This is a genomic window from Staphylococcus sp. 191, from assembly GCF_011174885.1.
GTDB lineage: Bacteria > Bacillota > Bacilli > Staphylococcales > Staphylococcaceae > Staphylococcus > Staphylococcus coagulans.
Map to the genome: position 1 here is coordinate 16,981 of NZ_PNRJ01000008.1, position 17,992 is coordinate 34,972.

A 17,992-nucleotide genomic window follows, 5' to 3' on the forward strand; every position below is an offset into this window, starting at 1 on the left:
TCATTGTCAAAATGACAAATATAATAGTCATAAAACTTTTTAATATCCTACAATATCTTTTAAAAAGACAGTTATATAGAAATATTATTCTTTTAAATATTTTGTCGTGAAACATTTTGTAAGCAATCTTATCAAGGGTTTAATAAAATATTTGAACATTCAGATGATTCCGATTATATTTTCATTTTAAATTTACCGTATTATTATTTGACATTGTACAACTTTTCATTTACTATTTACGTGAATTAATTCACATTCTCTATAGCTATAGACACTTTATAACGTTATTTTTAATATTAAAAATGGTATTTATTTATTATTTCAATCAAAATTAAATTTCAATTTCCTCACTAGGAGTGGTTTGCATGAAAATTGGTATTGTCAAAGAATTAAAAGCTGGCGAAGGTCGTGTCGGCTGTACACCTGAAAATGCTCAAATTCTTAAAGATCAGGGACATGAAGTCTATGTTGAGCATGATGCAGGCGCAGGTTCTGGTTTTACAAACGAAGCTTATGAAGCTGCAGGTGCAATACTTGCTTCACATGAAACATGTTGGGAAGCTGATTTAATTATTAAAGTTAAAGAGCCTCATGAAAAAGAATTCCAATATTTCAAAAAAGGACAAGTGATTTGGGGCTTTCAACACCTTGCATCATCTAAAAAAACAGTTGAAAAGATGCAAGAAGCAGGAGTTACTGCGATTGGTGGAGAAACCATTGAACAAGATGGAAAAGCCATTTTATTAGAGCCTATGAGTGCCATTGCAGGTCGTCGTTCGATGTTAATGGGTGCTTATTATTTAGAAGCACAACACCAAGGTGAAGGTATTTTAATTTCTGGAATTGATGCCATTTCAGGCATTCCTGCTGGTAAAGTGGTTATCTTTGGCGGAGGCTCTGCGGGATTAAATGCAGCGACAATTGCTTTAGGTCTGCAAGCTGAAGTCGTTATTATTGAATTAAAAGATGAACGTATTGCTTGGCTTGAATCACACTTCAAAAACGATAACGTCACTGTCGTGAAATCTAATGAAGCCAACTTAGCCCGTGAAATCCAAACAGCTGATGTCTTTATTTCAACAATTTTAATCCCAGGCTCAAAACCACCTAAACTTGTCACTAGAGACATGGTACGTCGTATGAAAAAAGGCTCCGTTCTTGTTGATATTGCCATTGATCAAGGTGGTACCGTTGAAGGCATTCGTCCAACAACAATTGGTGATCCAATATATGTTGAGGATGGTGTTATTCACTATGCTGTACCTAACCAACCTGGCGCTGTTCCTCGTACCTCAACAATGGTGTTAGCAGCTGGTAACATTGATTTCTTATCTGAAATTAGCAACAAAGGCATCGAACAAGCAATTAAAGAAAATCCTGTTTTAGCATCCGGCGTCAATATTTATCAGGGCCACATTACAAATCAAGGCTTAGCCGAATCACATGATATGCCGTATGAAAAATTAGAAGATCTAATCTAGCGCGTCCATTATAAATTTGAAAAGAGGTTGATGATTATGGCAACAAATGCTGTCATGATACAAACTGAAAAATACTGTAATATTCAAGACGTTAAAGAAGCAAAAATGAAGATTCAAGATTACGTTCGCGAAACACCCCTCATTAAATCAATGTTTTTAAGTAACAATATTACAGGTGGTAACGTTTTTTTAAAACTTGAGAATATGCAATACACCGGTTCATTCAAATTTAGAGGTGCCCTTAATAAAATCTTGCATTTATCAGATGAACAAAAAGCAAAAGGTATTATTACGGCTTCTGCCGGCAACCATGCACAAGGTCTTGCGCTCACTGGGCAACTCCTCGGTATTGATGCGACTGTTGTGATGCCCGAAGAAGCACCAATTTCAAAACAAGAGGCCACCAGAGGCTACGGCGCTGAAGTCATTCTCAAAGGCGAAACTTTTAATGATTCCCGGCTTTATATGGAACAGTTGGCACAAGAAACAGGTAAAACGATTGTGCATCCTTATGATGATTGTGAAGTTATGGCTGGCCAAGGAACAATCGGTCTAGAAATATTAGATCAAATTTGGGATGTCGATACTGTCATTGTACCGGTTGGTGGCGGTGGTTTGATTTCTGGACTAGCAACCGCTTTAAAATCATTCAATCCATCCATTCACATCATTGGTGTACAATCTGAAAATGTGCACGGTATGGCAACATCGATTAAGGCAGGAGAGATTACTTCACAATTCACAGCACACACGATTGCAGATGGTACAGAAGTTGCAATCCCTGGTGACAAAACTTATGCTGTAGTTGAAAAATTAGTAGATGAATTCGTTTTAGTTTCAGAAGATGAAATTGCAAACGCAATGCGTCATTTAATGCAACGGACAAAAATCATTACTGAAGGTGCAGGTGCATTACCAACAGCCGCCTTATTAAGTGGTAAAATCGATCCACGTTGGATTAAAGGTAAAAATATTGTCGCTTTAGTATCTGGAGGTAACGTTGACCTCACTCGCGTTTCACATATTATCGATGACTTATTAAAACCTGCAGACACAAGTAAAGGTGTCGTAGGTTAGTCCATCCTAACAAGAGAATTGGAGGCAACAGCATGAGTACAGATACAGCTTTAAAGAAAAACATCGGCTTTTTCGCATCTCTTTCACTTGTGATGGGCTCAGTCATTGGCGCGGGTGTATTTTTTAAAGTATCAAGTGTAAGTGAAGTCACTGGCTCTACGAGTATGGCCCTGTTTGTATGGTTGCTAGGTGGTATTATGACGATATGCGCAGGTTTGACCGGCGCTGAACTCGCAGCAGCGATTCCTGAAACAGGTGGCCTCACGAAATATATTGAATACACATATGGAGACTTTTGGGGATTTTTGTCTGGATGGGCGCAAGCATTTATTTACTTTCCAGCAAATATCGCCGCACTTGCGATTATATTTGCAACTCAAATTATTAATTTATTGCATTTAACGACATCTTTGTTATTACCGATTGCTATCATCAGTGCAGTATCCATACTACTCATTAATTTTCTTGGCTCTAAGGCAGGCGGGACTTTACAATCTATCACACTCGTCATCAAGTTAATCCCAATTGCGCTGATTGTCATCATTGGTTTCTTTCATAGTAGTGATGTATCATTTTCGCTCTTTCCCGTTGTAAATGGTACTGACTCTAACTGGTTTGAAGCGATTGGTGCAGGCCTACTTGCAACCATGTTTGCATATGATGGTTGGATCCACGTCGGTAATATTGCCGGGGAAATGAAAAACCCTAAAAAAGATTTACCAGGTGCGATTGCACTCGGTATCGGTCTTGTTATGATTGTTTATTTACTCATTAACGCAACATTTTTAATGACTCTCCCACTTCACCAAATTGAAGGCAATTTGAATGCCGCAAGCGAAGCGTCTTCTATATTATTTGGTGCAGGTGGCGGAAAATTAGTCACCATCGGTATTTTGATTTCTGTATATGGCACGATGAATGGCTATACGATGACAGGGATGCGTATTCCATATGCCATGGCAGAACACGATCAACTTCCGTTTAAGCGTTTATTTTTAGACTTATTACCATCACGCACACCATGGCTAGGTGGTATCATCCAAATCATCATTGCATCGATTATGATGCTCTTGGGTGCTTTTGACACAATCACAAATATGCTCATATTTGTAATATGGACATTTTATTGTATGGCTTTCTTAGCAGTATTTATACTTAGAAAACGAGAGCCTCAATTACATCGTCCATATAAAGTGCCATTGTACCCCGTTATACCAGCGATTGCACTTTTAGCAGGTACTTTTGTCTTGCTTAATACCCTATTCACACAGCCCCTTCTTGCAATCGTAGGTATCGGGGTCACAATGATAGGCATTCCGATTTATTACTATCAGAAAAAGACACAACATTCTTAAATGAACCTCTTAACTCATTAAATTAAACATAGCACCGTCTATAATATAAAAAAATAAAATCACACCCATACTAAGCAGAAAAAACTTACCCCCGCTTAGATGGGTGTGTTTCTTTTTGTTTCACTTTTCAAAAGATTGTATCGTCTAGCTTTCACTTCCAATAACCAATATTTTGAAGATAATCGGTCGCTTCTTGGGCTTCATTTAACAACGCTGTTTTAATCGTGGATAAACCTTTATGCTCTAAACGACTGACCGGACCTGAGATACTCAGCGCTGCACGGATTTGATGATGTGCGTCTAAAATCGGCGTTGCGATACACATTAAACCATATTCGTATTCTTCATTATCTATTGCTAAATGGGCATCCGCACGTGCCGTCATATGCGCTTTAAATGGTTCCAGTTCTGTTATCGTATGAATCGTTCGACGTTCAGCCCTAGAAAAATAAGCTGTAAGTTTTTCATCAGACCATGTATGCAGGAACAATTTACCAATCCCTGAACAATGCAGGGGCGTTGTCGGTGACAGATGGGTTTGTAATGTATATTGATCACCATATTCGGTATGTAAAATCAGCACCTCATCCTCAAGCAATATCCCAAGATTTACAGATTCGCCAGTTGTTCGAACTAAATTTTGCATAAAAGGTTTCAGTTGATTCACGAGCGCATCTGTACTTTTAATTTGATTTTGATAAGTTAATATTTTGTAACCGAGATGGTAATTTTCATTCGCATCTTGTTCAACAATGGCCAAATCGGAAAGCGTTCGTAAGTTTCTATAGATGGTACTTTTAGGTAAGCTGAGCACCCTTGCCATTTCACTGATGCCCATCTTTTGATTGTCTGAAAGTAAATCTAAAATTTCGAATGCTTGGACGACCGTTTTAATCGGAGTATAATCTGCCAACTTAAGTCACTTCCTTCTTTTTTCACGCAATGACTAAAATAAAAGTTTAACAAATAATATCACAAAAGGGAGGGCAATGAACGTTCTTTCCAAGAAAATAATGACAATATGTGAAAACTTTTTGATCGCATTCGCTGAAGTCAGTAACGTCGCAATTTCAGATAAAAAGATTAATTGTAAAATACTCATCATTGCGATAACAACTTTACTTGAAGTTTCTGTAATATGTGAACCTAAAATAACTGGCAAATAATTATCTGCAAAGCCTGACATGATGGCACTCGCTGTTGTTGCGGCTTCAGGAATACCTGCAATCTGTAAAATCCACTGAATTGGATAAGAAATCCATGCTAAAACTGGTGTATAAACCGAGATCGCTAATGCCAATGTGCCCCAACATACGATAATCGGCATTAACCAAACAACGTAAAACATCATATTGTCTTTTTTATTTATAAAGTTACTCGCAGTCACTTCAGAAGCACGTTTTGTAGCCATTACAGTAGCTGTTTTAAACTTTTGATGATGTGTAGCTGTTGATTCTTCTGTTTTTATCGTACCATCTACATACGTGTCCGGGTACTGCGAAATCGGTGGAATACGAACACATATGAATGCAACAATCATTCCAATAATTGTAATTCCAAGAAAGATATATCCAAAGTAATCAACGACGTCTAACACACTGCAGACGAGGACAACCCAACCAATACTCGACGTAGAAAACTGACTACCTAAAATTGCGGTTTCTTTAACCGTATAGTAACCTTTTTCAAAAAGCTCTTTCGAAGCTAAGATGGCCGCATTACCCGGTCCAACCCAAGCACTGATTGCACTGACTGCACAGATTTCAGAGATTTTAAAGATAGGCTTGATAAGGAAACCAATCAGCTCTCCAATAAACTCCATAGCGCCAAATTCTAGAATAAACGTTTGAAATAACAGCATAATGGGCACAATCACTGATAGTTGAACAGCTAAATTCACCATCGTTGTACCTGTGTCTTCAGAGATAAGAAATGTCGGTCCAATATGGAACAAACACATGAGCGTAATCAATGTTCCTAATATACGGTTGACTGTATAAAAAGGTGTCGTTGAAAACAAAGGTTTTAATGTGCGGTTTTGTCGAATAAAATCAGGCTTCCAAATTTGATCAATGATAGCCATTATCGTACTGATACAAAAGATAAGTGCGATGAGTAGCGTGATTGGAAATTGAAATGCAGCTACAAAGACCTTGATATAATGGAACAAAATCGTATCTACACCATTGGCAAATGAGAATGGAATTAAAACAATTATAATCCCGATTAACGTAGCAACAATAAATTTAATTAAATTTTTAATATCACGTGTCCCTTTTAAAGTTGCATTAGCTTTTTTATTCATCTTCAAAACTTCCTTATTATTAGTATCGTAACCCGAGTCATTTTAACTGATCAATGTAGCTTCTCATCACGTCGCATGAAGCATATAACTGTGCATGCTCTTTTTCATTTAACAACTGTGGTAACCGTTGTTCCACACCTTGGCGACTGACAATGCTAGGTAGGCTGATATAAACCTCTTTCCCTGTTTGCGTTTGATATAAGTGAGATACAGGTAAAATACGTCGTTCTGAGTGACACAATGCATCGATTAGGCATTTAATCGCATCTGCAACACAAAAACAATTAGGCCCTTTCATTTGCCAAACATCAAAAGCTGTCTCTTTAACACGTTGCGCAATGACTTCAGTAAAATCATGTGGCAAGGTCATACCTTGTGTTTGAGCAAAATCTTGAACGGACAAGCCACCAATTCGTGTTTGACTCCACAATACAACTTGTGCATCACCATGCTCTCCTACAACAGAAGCTGTAATACTTTGTGGACTGATATTGAAATAGTCACTCAAAATATATTTTAATCTTGAAGTATCTAGCAAAGTCCCTAGACCTATCACATTGGCAGCTGGGATAGGGGCAACTTGATAGGTCATATACGCTAATATATCGACCGGGTTGCTCACAGTAATAATTTTGGTTTTAGGGCTATAGTTCACAATCTGCGGTACGATGTCTTTCAAAATATCTGCATTTTTTTGCATAGGAACGAGTCGGGATTCACCGACTTTTTCAGGTACCCCAATCGTAATAACCACAATATCTGAATCCTCTGTATCTGCATAATCCCCTGCCGTCACTTTTCTTGAAGTCGACACCCCGACACCATGCATCATATCGAGGGCTTGCCCCGTTGCACGCGCCTTGTCTAAGTCGACTAAAACCACTTCGTCAATCCATTCTGTATTAGACAATAAATAGGCCGTTGTCGCACCAACTGCACCTGCACCAATAATACTGACTTTATTCATTTTCCTTCATCCTCTCAAAATGAAACGCGTTTCGTTTTATTCGAATTTATCATAAGTCAATATTTTGTGTTTTACAATACTTTTGTGAAATTAATCACAAATATGTCACAACTGCTTCATCATAGTCTCACACCCAATAAAAAAACAGCCTAAATGATAAAAAGAAACGAGATTGGGATACCATTCCCAACCTCGTCTAGTGTCTGTTATTTTGTAGCCTCACAAATGAAGCCACTCGTCATTACTCTACATCGTCATGCGTAACTGTAAATAATTTTTGTCCTTTTTTCACTTCTTGATCAGCTTCAAATTCAAGTTTTCCACCGTCTAAATTCGTTACAATTAATGGTGTGACAATGCTTGGTGCGTGTTGTTCAAGATACGGCAAGTCGACTTTCATAAGCGGCTGACCTTCTACAACTTCTTCATCCACTTGGACTAACGCTTCAAAACCTTCACCATTTAATTTAACAGTATCGATACCGATATGAATCAACAATTCCACACCATCTGTTGACTCTAAACCAATCGCATGTCGAGTTGGAAAAATGGTTTTCACTGTTCCATTGAAAGGCGCGCAAATTTCTGAATTCTGTGGAATCAATGCGACGCCATCACCCATTAGTTTTTGTGAAAATACTTGGTCCGGTACATCTGATAATGGGATGACTTTACCATCGCCAGGGGCAACAACTGAGACATTCCGTGTACCTTCAATTTGAACGACATCCGTATCGATATCATCTGTAACGGTTGTTTGAGTCGGACTTGTAATTTCACCTTTCATAATCAGTGCCATATCATGTTTAATTTGATCAGATTTTGGTCCGAAGATCGCTTGCATGTTATTGCCGACTTCCAACACCCCTGCTGCACCTAATCCTTTAAGTGCGTTGACATCGACTTTTGCTTTGTCATTTACTTCTACACGTAAACGCGTAATACATGCATCTAAATGTTTAATGTTTTCTTTACCTCCCATTGCATCTAACACATCGAAAGGTAAACGCTCTACAGTTGTACTTCTTTGTTCTTCCACTTTGTCTTCGCGCCCTGGTGTTTTTAAATTCATACGCTTAATAAGGAATGAAAATACAAAATAATAAATGAATGCATAAGCAATGCCCACTGGAATTACACGTAAGGCATGTGTTCGATCCCAATTCAGTAAACCGTATAAAACGTAATCAATAAAGCCACCCGAAAATGTCATCCCGATTTTAACATCTAATAAATGCATAATGAGGAATGAAGAACCTGCTAAAAAGACGTGTACTACATATAAAATAGGTGCAACGAATAAAAATGAGAACTCAAGTGGTTCTGTAATCCCTGTTAAGAAAGCAGTCAAACCAGCTGATAACATTAAACCCGCAACTATTTTTTTACGTTCTGGACGCGCTTGACGATAGATTGCATAAGCAGCCGCTGGTAATCCAAACATCATGAATGGATATTTCCCTGTTGTAAATGCACCAGCTGTAAATGCAACCCCGTCTTTCAATTGCTCCATCCAAATTCGTTGGTCCCCACGAATCGTTTCACCTGCGTGGTTAACGTAATGACCAAATTCAAACCAGAATGGCGCATAGAAAATATGATGTAAACCAAATGGAATTAAGGAACGCTCAATTATTCCAAAAATAAATGTCGTCAATACAAGGTTTTTATTTAATAAGAAGTTCGATAAACCATTTAAACCTTCTTGGATTGGTGGCCAAATAAAGCTTAGCAATATCCCCGTAATAATCGCTACAACTGATGTCACGATAGGTACAAATCGTTTACCTGCAAAGAACCCTAAAAATTGAGGCAAGGTAATATTATAAAACTTGTTATAACACCATGCTGCTAATGCCCCGATAATAATCCCACCAAAAACACCCGTTTGAAGTGTAGGAATCCCTAAAATCAGTGCATGTTGTGGTAACTTATTCGCTTGGCTTAAAGTAGACGCACCCTCTGCGAATGAGTAGATTTGATCGATTGTAATGTGCATCACTTTTCCCATTGTTGCATTCATAATGAGATAACCGACTAATGCCGCTAGTGCTGCTACACCGTCACCGCCAGCTAATCCTAAAGCAGTCCCCACCGCAAATAACAGTGGTAAGTTATCAAAAATAACTTGCCCCGCTGACTCCATGATCGACGATATCATGACAAAGACATCATACTTTAACCATGGCGCAAGTGCGACCAACTGTTCATTGTGCATCGCATTCCCAAGTGCAAGAAGAATCCCCGCAGCTGGTAAAATCGCAACAGGCAACATCAACGCTTTACCAATACGTTGAAGTTGACCAAAAAAACGCTTGAATATCATTTAAAACACCCCTATATGTAAAAATTGGTAAATAAAAAAGACATGAGCAAATAAAGCCATATCATTATGGCTGATATTTTGCTCATGCCTGTTTTCACAGTAACACGCTATTCATTTAACCGCTTTCATTATATACGAAGTCATTCCTCTTGACAACAACATTTTTATAAATGTCACACTTTATTTTAAGCTTTATTAAGCAAGGAATAAGAGATTTTTAACGAATAATTAATAGTATTTTTGCAGGGTGCTCGGTAAAATTTGAATATATCTATCTATGAAAAGAGGAAACATCTATGAAATTGAAGCAACTTATTCTCTCAAGCGCTGTCGCAGCAAGCGTTCTAAGTTATACAAGTACGACCTTTGCAGCTGAAACCTCATCTACGCCAGCAATAGCGCACGCTACACAAAAAACGCAAGTTCAACAGTTATTTGAAAGATATAGTCAAGATAAAATTAATGACAAAGAGAACATTAATAACAACTGGGTTCTTTCTAATCATGCATTACAAGAAAATGAAATCCGCTTAGAATTAGAAGGTAAATTCGCAGTAAATAATCAGGTTTTCACACCAAAACGTACAATTACTTTAGATAAAGGGACGATTACACTTAAAGAATTAGATCATATCGTTCGATTTGCGAATGTTTCTTACGGTTTATATGAAGGCGATCAATTACCAACAGGTACGATTGTCATTCATACAAAAGACGGTAACCGCTATACATTAGAGGTTGATAAAGCATTACAATCTCATCGTGAAAATGTCAGCATCAACACAGAAGATTTGAAAAATATCACATTTGATATTAAGGCATAAAATAGAGACACACTGTCATAAAAACAAAATCCGAGATTATTTCGTTTATATTTACGAAAAATCTCGGATTTTATTCTTACAAACTATGACTTGAATTGATGCACACGTCCTTGCTTAATGGTTTGATAAACAGTAATTTCATCGTCAACGATGACCAAATCAGCGTCTTTACCTACAGCAATACTGCCTTTACGGTCATCTATTTTCAATGCCTTCGCTTGATTCAAACTCGTCACTGGCCATAAATGAGCTAATGTGTCACCTGTAAATTGCATTAAATTTTGTAAACCTTTATTCATTTTCAAAATACTGCCTGCAAGTGAGCCCGTCTCCAGATGTGCTTCGTTATCTTTAACGATAACTTTTTGACCCCCTAATTCGTAGTCGCCATCCGGCATTCCTTTCGCACGCATTGCATCGGTAATTAAATACATTTTTTCAGCGCCTTTATGTTGATATGCAATCGCAACGGACATCGGATGAGAATGCACACCATCAACAATCAGTTCCGTACTCAGTTTTCCATTCGTCCAAGCCGCACCAAACATACCTGGATTTCTATGATGGAAACCGACACCTGCGTTATAAAGATGTGTGACATGTTGAACCCCGGTATCGGCCGCTTGATTTGCCGCGTCAAAGTCTACTTCTGTATGTCCCATTGAAAAAATGATGTCGTCTCTCAATGTCTCTATCACCTCAGTAGCGCCCGCTACTTCTGGTGCAATTGTAACAATCTTAATCAATCCTTTTGCTGTCTCTTGAAATTGTTGTAACAATGCAACGGTCGGACGTTGAATAAAGGACGGGTTTTGCGCACCAATTTTGTTTTCAGAAATAAACGGTCCTTCTAAATGAACCCCTGCGATTTCAGCAGCATTTTCAAGATCTTGTTGTTCATAGTACGTGCGAATATTTTTTAAAGCTTTGTCGATGGCTTCTTGCGATTGTGTCATTGTCGTTGCCAAAAAGGACGTTGTTCCTTCAGATAACAACTGTTCAGCTAAATGTTTTAAGCCCTCATAAGAAGCATCCATGGCATCTTCGCCATAGCCTCCATGAATATGAATATCTATAAAGCCCGGTAAAATATGGTGCCCTTTCGCATCTATAACTTCTAAATCGCCATCATAGGATCCTTTCTCAATTGCACGAATTTTACCTTCTTCTATTACGAGATACCCGTCAGAAATGATTTCTTCTTCTGTATAAATGACGCCATTACTAATTACATATGCCATAGTATACCTTCTTCACTTAAATTTGATGCGTTTATTCATCATCGTCGTCATCATCTTGATTTAACAATGTGTTCACATTAACAATACCTTCTTGCGCTTTATTAACGTAATCTGGTTGTTCTCCAATCATTTGACCATTGATATAACTGATAATCATTGGTAGATTCATCCCAACGTATAAATCATAATCCGCACCATTCATAATCTTTTTTGCTACAGTATTAGATGGTGTACCGCCTAATAAATCCGCAAAAACGGTCACTTTATCGCCTGCTTCAATATGCGCCATAAAGTTTTTTTCAAAGTCTTCCGGCCCTTCTTGGGGTAATAAGGCGACGGTATAAAGATGGGCTTGAGGTCCAAGAATCATTTCTACACTGTTTTTAATGCCTTCACAAAAAGTCCCATGGCTAACCAGTATTAATTTTTCCATTTCCAAGTGCTCCTCTCGCTTTAAATGTTTGTAATCACACCGAGTGCAGATAATACAATTGATACAATAATTACAATAAAGATGGCACGTGTTGAGTTCATATTTTTACGACCTAACAACCAGTAAACCCCAAAAACGATAACTAGCGGTAATAATCTTGGTAAAATCATGTCCGCATTATCTTGAACCTTAACAGTGAGATCCCCGATTTTAGGTTCCCATGCAAATTTAACACGTATCATCGTTGCCACTAAAGCACCCACCATAAACACACCAAGGAGTGTGGCTGCATTCGTTAGTGATTCCAAACGATGTTGCATTGTTGTAACGAGCGAAATCCCTTCTTTATAAGCAAATTTCAGTTGTTTCCAACGAAACACGATAATCGCTAACATCGCTACAAACCAGAGTAATGCACCAAATGGATTTCCATCTTGCGCCATATTGGCTGCAATCGCACCAAATATAGTAGGCACTAGCGAACCAAAGATTGCATCCCCTACAGCAGCGAAGGGGCCCATTAAGCCGACTTTAATCCCTTTGACAGATTCTTTAGCTGCGAATTGTTCTCTTTCTTCCATCGCAATATCGATACCCGTAATAATTGTATTAAAAAAGTTACTTGTATTAAAGAATTGTGCATGCGTTTTCATCATTTCTTGAAGTTCAGGAGAATCATCTCCATAAATTTTACGCAATTGCGGTAAAATGGTAAATAAATAACCGCTTCCTTGCATACGTTCATAGTTCCAACCCCATTGGAAGAAAAACAGACTCCGCATATTGATTTGTCTAAAGTCCTTATCCGTTAATCGATACGGTGTTTGTGGTGGACGTCCTGTGAGCGGTTTGCCTGATTTAGTTTGCGTTGCTTCTACTGTATCAGAAATATGTTCTTGCGATTTATTATAATTCGTCATCGTCAATCTCTCCTTCCTCGTCCGCATCTGTCTCATTGGATACTTTCTGACTACCTGATGCGACTTTAGGTTGTGATGTGCGCTTATATTCCATCGCTGCGAGTGCAAAACCAATAGCAGCAATTGTAAGCATCGGTAATGATGAGAACGTCATATCAAATTTCTTATCTAACGTTGCAACGGATGTACCTAAACCGCTCAATCCGCTAAAGACTGTCACAGCTAAAGCAGTGATAATAAATCCTAAAATGAAATATGGAAAGTGCTTTTTCAATGGGAGATAACGTAATAAAATCGCAAAACCTACTGCAGGTAAGACTGCACCCGCAACAGTCAGACCGTCACCTAACCATTTCAGATCACCATTCAAGTAATTCACAATATTTCTAACGACACCGCCACCAAATACAAGTGCTAAACAAACTGGAATGGCACGTGATAATGCCCATGGTATTGCACCATATAAGAAGTTGCGTTCCACCCCTTTATAATCCATCTGTTCAATTTTTCGATCAATACGATGTGCAAAAAACGTATTCGTAAAGCGTGCTAAAATATCCGTTTGAATCATTAAACTTGCAACCGGTACTGCGAGTGTTGCAAGTGCTTGTTGTGGGTTCATTCCGAGTGCAACAGAGAACGCAACCGCAAGTACTGTTCCCGAGTTAGCATCAATTCTTGAAGCACCCCCGAATGTCCCAACACCTAAAATCGTTAACTGCATGCCACCACCGATAATTAAACCCGTCGTGACATCGCCCATAATTAATCCTGAAATAATCCCCGCGAAAACAGGATGACCAAAAATATTAAACTGTAAATCATCTAATATTTGATAACCTGCATACAAAGTTAATAATACGATTTGCCACCATAATATTTCCAAAGGAAACACCTCCTATTTTTTCTCTTTAACTAATGTAAAGAAATCTACTGCCTTATCGTTTGGAACCATTTGAGAAACAATTTTTACGTCTTGTGCTTCTAACTTTTTAAAATTCTCAATATCTTCATCTGTTATATTGATTGAGTTTGTAATGGAACGTGTTTCATCTGTTTGTGACATGTTTCCTACATTTAATGTTTCAATCGCAACACCTTGATGGACCAATTCAACAAAACGATCAGGACGTTTTGCAATAATCATGACACGCTGTGAATTATATTTACCGTTTTTGATATTATTTGCAGCCTTTTCAATAGGTAAAACACTTAATTTAATCCCTGCAGGTGTCGCCAGCTTTAAAGCTTGCTTATCAATATCGCTTTGTGCCACTTCATCATCAATCACTATAAAACGACTAATATTTAATTTTGTTGCCCATAAATTTGCGACTTGTCCATGAATTAATCTACCATCGATACGAGTTCCTATAATTGCCATAATGATCTCTCCTTATATATCAGAAAATTGAGGTTTTTGAATCAGATCAATGGATTCTGCGTATTTCCCTTCAGAATCAAAGACTATGATTTCATTCTTACCTTGTTTTAAAAATGCTTTTGAAATATACAACGATTGGGAAGGGCCAACCTCCCAATAACGACCTATGTTAAATCCATTAACGAGAACAACACCTTTTCCGAAACCGCTTACATCAATATGCGTATTATCCGGCGTTTCTAACTCAAATTCATAGCGATAAAATGCTGGCTGTTGTGCTGACCATGCACGTTGAAAATGTTCGTCCTTCAATTTATAAAAATCGATGTCAAATTGCTCCCAATTTTGCACAAAATGAAGATCTTGCATAAGTCCTTGCCCTAAGCCTTTACGCTGAGTCGCAGCCAATAATTTATAGCCATAATTAACGCGCCCCATATTTTCAACGAGTACATCAATTTGTGGTCGGCTTGATGCTAAAGCGACTTCAAATTGATCTCCAATTTCTTCTTGATACGCTTGATACACACATTTTTGATCAATAAAACAATGGACACGATCTCTCGCATCAACAATTCTTAACTTTTCTTGTTCTGTTGCTTTATGAATTGTTGTTCGGTACATCATATAACCGTAACCCGTGCCCGCTTCTTCCATAGATTGCGGATAAAAACTGGTTGACTTGTTTGAAATGTCCTCCAATACTTCAAAAAGATTGACCTTGCTTTCAAGGGGTATCCCTTTCCGCGACATAAATGTTTTGACTTTCGGTTCGCGCTGTTGAATATTAGGCATGACCTCTTTTAGCATCTTTTGTAACGCAAAATATTTAGGCGTCGGGTTACCAGCTTCATCTAATGGGGCATGGTAATCATAAGATGTCACTTGTGGTAAATCTTTCGTTCCCCTTGCTGAGCAACCATTCCAAAAACCAAAATTCGTTCCACCGTGAAACATGTATAAATTCACTGAACCTAACTTAATAGCTTCTCTCACTTCTTGCGCAAGATCATCACTATCACGTTTAATAACGGCTTCACCCCAACGATTGAACCAGCCATCCCAAAATTCCATACACATTAAAGGCCACTTTTTACCATATTCTTCTTGAAAAGCTTTCAGATTTTGGAAATTTTGTGTAGTTCGTGAACCAAAGTTTCCAGTAGGTAAAATATTGTCGGCTATCATACTCCCTGCGCGTAAACATTGATCCCATGCACCGTCTGAAGTAAAGAACGGAACCGTCACGCCTTCCTCACGCATCATATTGCCGATTGCTCGAAGATATTCATGATCTTCCCCGTATGAACCATATTCATTTTCAATTTGAAACATAATGATAGGCCCATTTTGATCAATTTGAAGTGGCGTTAATATTTTAAACAACACTTGATAATAACGACGCACATACGCTAAAAATTGCGGATCTCTAGAACGAATACGCATCGTTCGGTCGTTCAGTAACCATGCAGGTAAGCCTCCAAATTCCCACTCTGCACAAATATAAGGTGAAGGTCGCACAATGACATACAATCCTTCTTGTTGTGCAAGTTCGATAAAATGTTTTAAATCTCTATTGCCATCAAAGAGAAATACCCCTTTTTCAGTCTCATGAAAATTCCACGGCACATAGGTTTCTACTGTATTGAAGCCGAGCGCTTTCAAATTATACAAAGAATGATGCCAATCTTCTTTAGGTATTCTGAAATAATGAATGGCTCCCGATAATATTTTGAACGTCTTTTTATCTAACACAAACGTCTCATTGATTTCGAAACGACTCACATCATCACCTCATTTATAATTGAATAGATGTTGCTGTTTTCTGATTCACTTTATTGAGTGCTTTTAAATTCTCAAGTCCTTCATGTTCCAACCATGCTTTTGCTTCAGCTTCACCTTTTTCAACGAGTACACTTGTTGCTCCTTTCCAAGTAGCACGACCACAAAGTATACCGTTAAAGCGGGCACCATGATCTGCTGCAAACTGTAATGAGTCCATAAACAGTTGTGCTGACACACCACCGCTCAAATAAATATAAGGCAGGTCCGTCGCAGCGTCTTGTGCTTTAAATGCTTCGGCTGCTTCACTTTGTGAGATTAAATTTTCTGAACCAAAGCCCTCTACAAAGTTCATATTAACTGGAATTTCAACTTTCAATGTGTCCACTTGGAATCTAGGCTCACTAAACACACGCATCGCTTCATTAACTTTATGTGGCCGTACTTTGGCATATTCAGCTCCTTTTTCATCACCAATCGTGTCATCGTAAGTTAAAATTTCAAGTAAAAATGGTATATTTTCTGCTTGGCATTCTGCACCAATTCGCTCAATCACTGCTTGTTTTTTCGTATTGATATCATCAGGTTCATCTACGTCGTAGTACAGTAAAAATTTAACCGCATCAGCACCTGCATCTTTGAGGCGTTTCACACTTGCATTTTCAATTAAACGTGGTAAGCGGCCCGGTCTTGTCACGTCATAGCCGGTTTGCTCATAAGATAAGATTAGACCTGAAGATTCAGCATTCGCCTGTGCTGCTTCTATGCCAAACTCTGGATCCACCAAAAAACTTGATCCGTATGGTGTTAGAACTTCCGATACCAGTTTTTTAAAAAGTGATAAATTGTGATCACTCGCTTGAGCTCCAAGTAACTTTCTTAATGCGCCGCGTTGGTCCACCGCAATGGCTGCATATATCCCCTTGTCATCCACTAACCGACTTAAATCTTTTCTTCCCATTCATATCTCTCCACTTCTATTTCAGATTTAATTTGATTGACTTGTTCAATATCAATATGTCCAGTGGCTTGTTGTAATGCGTTTGACGTTCCACACGCTAAAGCTTGACGGATTAAATCTTGCGGCGCTAAATTTTCATAGACACCGTATGCAATACCTGCAACGGTTGAATCCCCAGAACCTACAGGATTGATGACTTCTTTATGTGGCAGTGTCGCGCGGTAAATTGTATTTCCCCATTTGACCAATGCCCCCGCCGCACCTAACGTGAGAAAAACATCCATCTTTGTAAAATAGGCGTGTGTTTGTAACATTTGTGCACATTCTGCAATCGTGAGCTGTTCTTTACCAACTAACATTTCGAATTCGGTTTGATTCGGCTTAATGCACTGCACCGGCAAATCGGCTTCCAACAATAATTTGAGTTCACTTGCGTGCGTATCCACAATGTTATAACTATGTTGAAAAGCACTCAGGATGTCGGCGACATGTTCAAATTTTGAGCGCCCTTCAAATTGAGGCGAGCTCCCACTCACTGTCATCACTTTGACCTCTCGTGCACGCTCGTTCAAAATTTCATAATAACGTCGCTGATCGTATTCAGTTATTAACGGCCCCGCTTCCAATATTTCTGTTTGACCGTTACGATCATTAATCGCTAGACTTTGTCTCGTTTCTCCATGAATTGAAGTAAATGCCGTAACGATGCCCATATCTTGTAATACTTTAGCAATCCACTGCCCATTAGCGCCCCCTAAATAACCATATGCACAGTAATTTGCACCTAATTGATGTAAAACTTTAGTGACGTTAATCCCCTTCCCACCAGGGTTTTTGATTTTCTGTTTGACACGATTGACGCCCCCTATTTCAATAGGATCAATCATATAAGTGATATCAACAGAAGGATTAAAAGTATGTGTTGCAATCATAGGC

The 17,992-nt window shown here is 38.4% G+C and carries 16 protein-coding genes; 4 read left to right on the forward strand and 12 right to left on the reverse strand.

The window, feature by feature from the left end; translation table 11 throughout:
• The first annotated feature begins 365 nt into the window (after positions 1–365).
• From C1H58_RS07205 to C1H58_RS07215, 3 genes are read left to right on the forward strand one after another with little or no spacing between them, the layout of a single operon-like run.
• Positions 366–1,481: an alanine dehydrogenase gene (locus C1H58_RS07205; protein WP_165545789.1), complete on the forward strand. Its 1,116-nt coding sequence runs from the start codon at positions 366–368 to the stop codon at positions 1,479–1,481.
• A 36-nt stretch (positions 1,482–1,517) separates the two neighbouring features.
• On the forward strand, positions 1,518–2,558 hold the full coding sequence (gene tdcB / locus C1H58_RS07210; RefSeq protein ID WP_050329771.1) for a bifunctional threonine ammonia-lyase/L-serine ammonia-lyase TdcB: 1,041 nt from the start codon (positions 1,518–1,520) through the stop codon (positions 2,556–2,558).
• 32 nt (positions 2,559–2,590) lie between these two features.
• Positions 2,591–3,913, forward strand: coding sequence for an APC family permease (locus tag C1H58_RS07215; RefSeq protein WP_060829276.1), 1,323 nt, complete (start codon positions 2,591–2,593; stop codon positions 3,911–3,913).
• Positions 3,914–4,064: 151 nt separating this feature from the next.
• Here the strand turns inward: C1H58_RS07215 and C1H58_RS07220 are convergent, their stop codons facing one another.
• The 4 genes from C1H58_RS07220 to ptsG form a co-directional block, all read right to left on the reverse strand.
• Positions 4,065–4,826 (reverse strand): IclR family transcriptional regulator, encoded by a 762-nt coding sequence (locus C1H58_RS07220; protein ID WP_165545790.1) that lies wholly within the window; start codon positions 4,824–4,826, stop codon positions 4,065–4,067.
• A 33-nt stretch (positions 4,827–4,859) separates the two neighbouring features.
• Complete coding sequence (locus C1H58_RS07225) at positions 4,860–6,218, reverse strand: YjiH family protein (RefSeq protein ID WP_165545791.1); 1,359 nt, start codon at positions 6,216–6,218, stop codon at positions 4,860–4,862.
• Positions 6,219–6,255: 37 nt separating this feature from the next.
• Positions 6,256–7,185 carry a lactate/malate family dehydrogenase gene (locus C1H58_RS07230; RefSeq protein WP_165545792.1) on the reverse strand — a complete coding sequence of 310 codons (930 nt, stop codon included), beginning with the start codon at positions 7,183–7,185 and terminating at the stop codon, positions 6,256–6,258.
• Positions 7,186–7,426: 241 nt separating this feature from the next.
• Positions 7,427–9,508 carry a glucose-specific PTS transporter subunit IIBC gene (gene ptsG / locus C1H58_RS07235; protein WP_165545822.1) on the reverse strand — a complete coding sequence of 694 codons (2,082 nt, stop codon included), beginning with the start codon at positions 9,506–9,508 and terminating at the stop codon, positions 7,427–7,429.
• 299 nt (positions 9,509–9,807) lie between these two features.
• Between ptsG and C1H58_RS07240 the strand changes: the two genes are divergently transcribed.
• Entirely contained in the window at positions 9,808–10,335 is a 528-nt protein-coding gene (locus C1H58_RS07240; RefSeq protein ID WP_165545793.1) for an exotoxin beta-grasp domain-containing protein, read from the forward strand.
• 83 nt (positions 10,336–10,418) lie between these two features.
• On the opposite strand, the gene nagA is transcribed toward C1H58_RS07240, so the two are convergent.
• The 8 genes from nagA to C1H58_RS07280 are packed head-to-tail and all read right to left on the reverse strand — an operon-like array spanning position 10,419 to position 17,988.
• On the reverse strand, positions 10,419–11,576 hold the full coding sequence (gene nagA, locus C1H58_RS07245; RefSeq protein ID WP_165545794.1) for an N-acetylglucosamine-6-phosphate deacetylase: 1,158 nt from the start codon (positions 11,574–11,576) through the stop codon (positions 10,419–10,421).
• A 31-nt stretch (positions 11,577–11,607) separates the two neighbouring features.
• Positions 11,608–12,009 (reverse strand): PTS sugar transporter subunit IIA, encoded by a 402-nt coding sequence (locus C1H58_RS07250; protein ID WP_060829269.1) that lies wholly within the window; start codon positions 12,007–12,009, stop codon positions 11,608–11,610.
• 20 nt (positions 12,010–12,029) lie between these two features.
• Complete coding sequence (locus C1H58_RS07255) at positions 12,030–12,929, reverse strand: PTS system mannose/fructose/sorbose family transporter subunit IID (RefSeq protein WP_060829268.1); 900 nt, start codon at positions 12,927–12,929, stop codon at positions 12,030–12,032.
• Positions 12,916–13,815: a PTS mannose/fructose/sorbose/N-acetylgalactosamine transporter subunit IIC gene (locus C1H58_RS07260; protein WP_060829267.1), complete on the reverse strand. Its 900-nt coding sequence runs from the start codon at positions 13,813–13,815 to the stop codon at positions 12,916–12,918. The genes C1H58_RS07255 and C1H58_RS07260 overlap by 14 nt, the downstream gene beginning before the upstream one ends.
• A 12-nt stretch (positions 13,816–13,827) precedes the next feature.
• On the reverse strand, positions 13,828–14,313 hold the full coding sequence (locus C1H58_RS07265) for a PTS sugar transporter subunit IIB (protein ID WP_165545795.1): 486 nt from the start codon (positions 14,311–14,313) through the stop codon (positions 13,828–13,830).
• A gap of 12 nt (positions 14,314–14,325) precedes the next feature.
• On the reverse strand, positions 14,326–16,098 hold the full coding sequence (locus C1H58_RS07270; RefSeq protein ID WP_165545796.1) for a beta-galactosidase: 1,773 nt from the start codon (positions 16,096–16,098) through the stop codon (positions 14,326–14,328).
• 13 nt (positions 16,099–16,111) lie between these two features.
• Positions 16,112–17,056 (reverse strand): tagatose 1,6-diphosphate aldolase, encoded by a 945-nt coding sequence (locus C1H58_RS07275; RefSeq protein ID WP_165545797.1) that lies wholly within the window; start codon positions 17,054–17,056, stop codon positions 16,112–16,114.
• Positions 17,038–17,988 (reverse strand): 1-phosphofructokinase family hexose kinase, encoded by a 951-nt coding sequence (locus tag C1H58_RS07280; RefSeq protein WP_165545798.1) that lies wholly within the window; start codon positions 17,986–17,988, stop codon positions 17,038–17,040. The genes C1H58_RS07275 and C1H58_RS07280 overlap by 19 nt, the downstream gene beginning before the upstream one ends.
• Between the last annotated feature and the right edge of the window lie 4 nt (positions 17,989–17,992).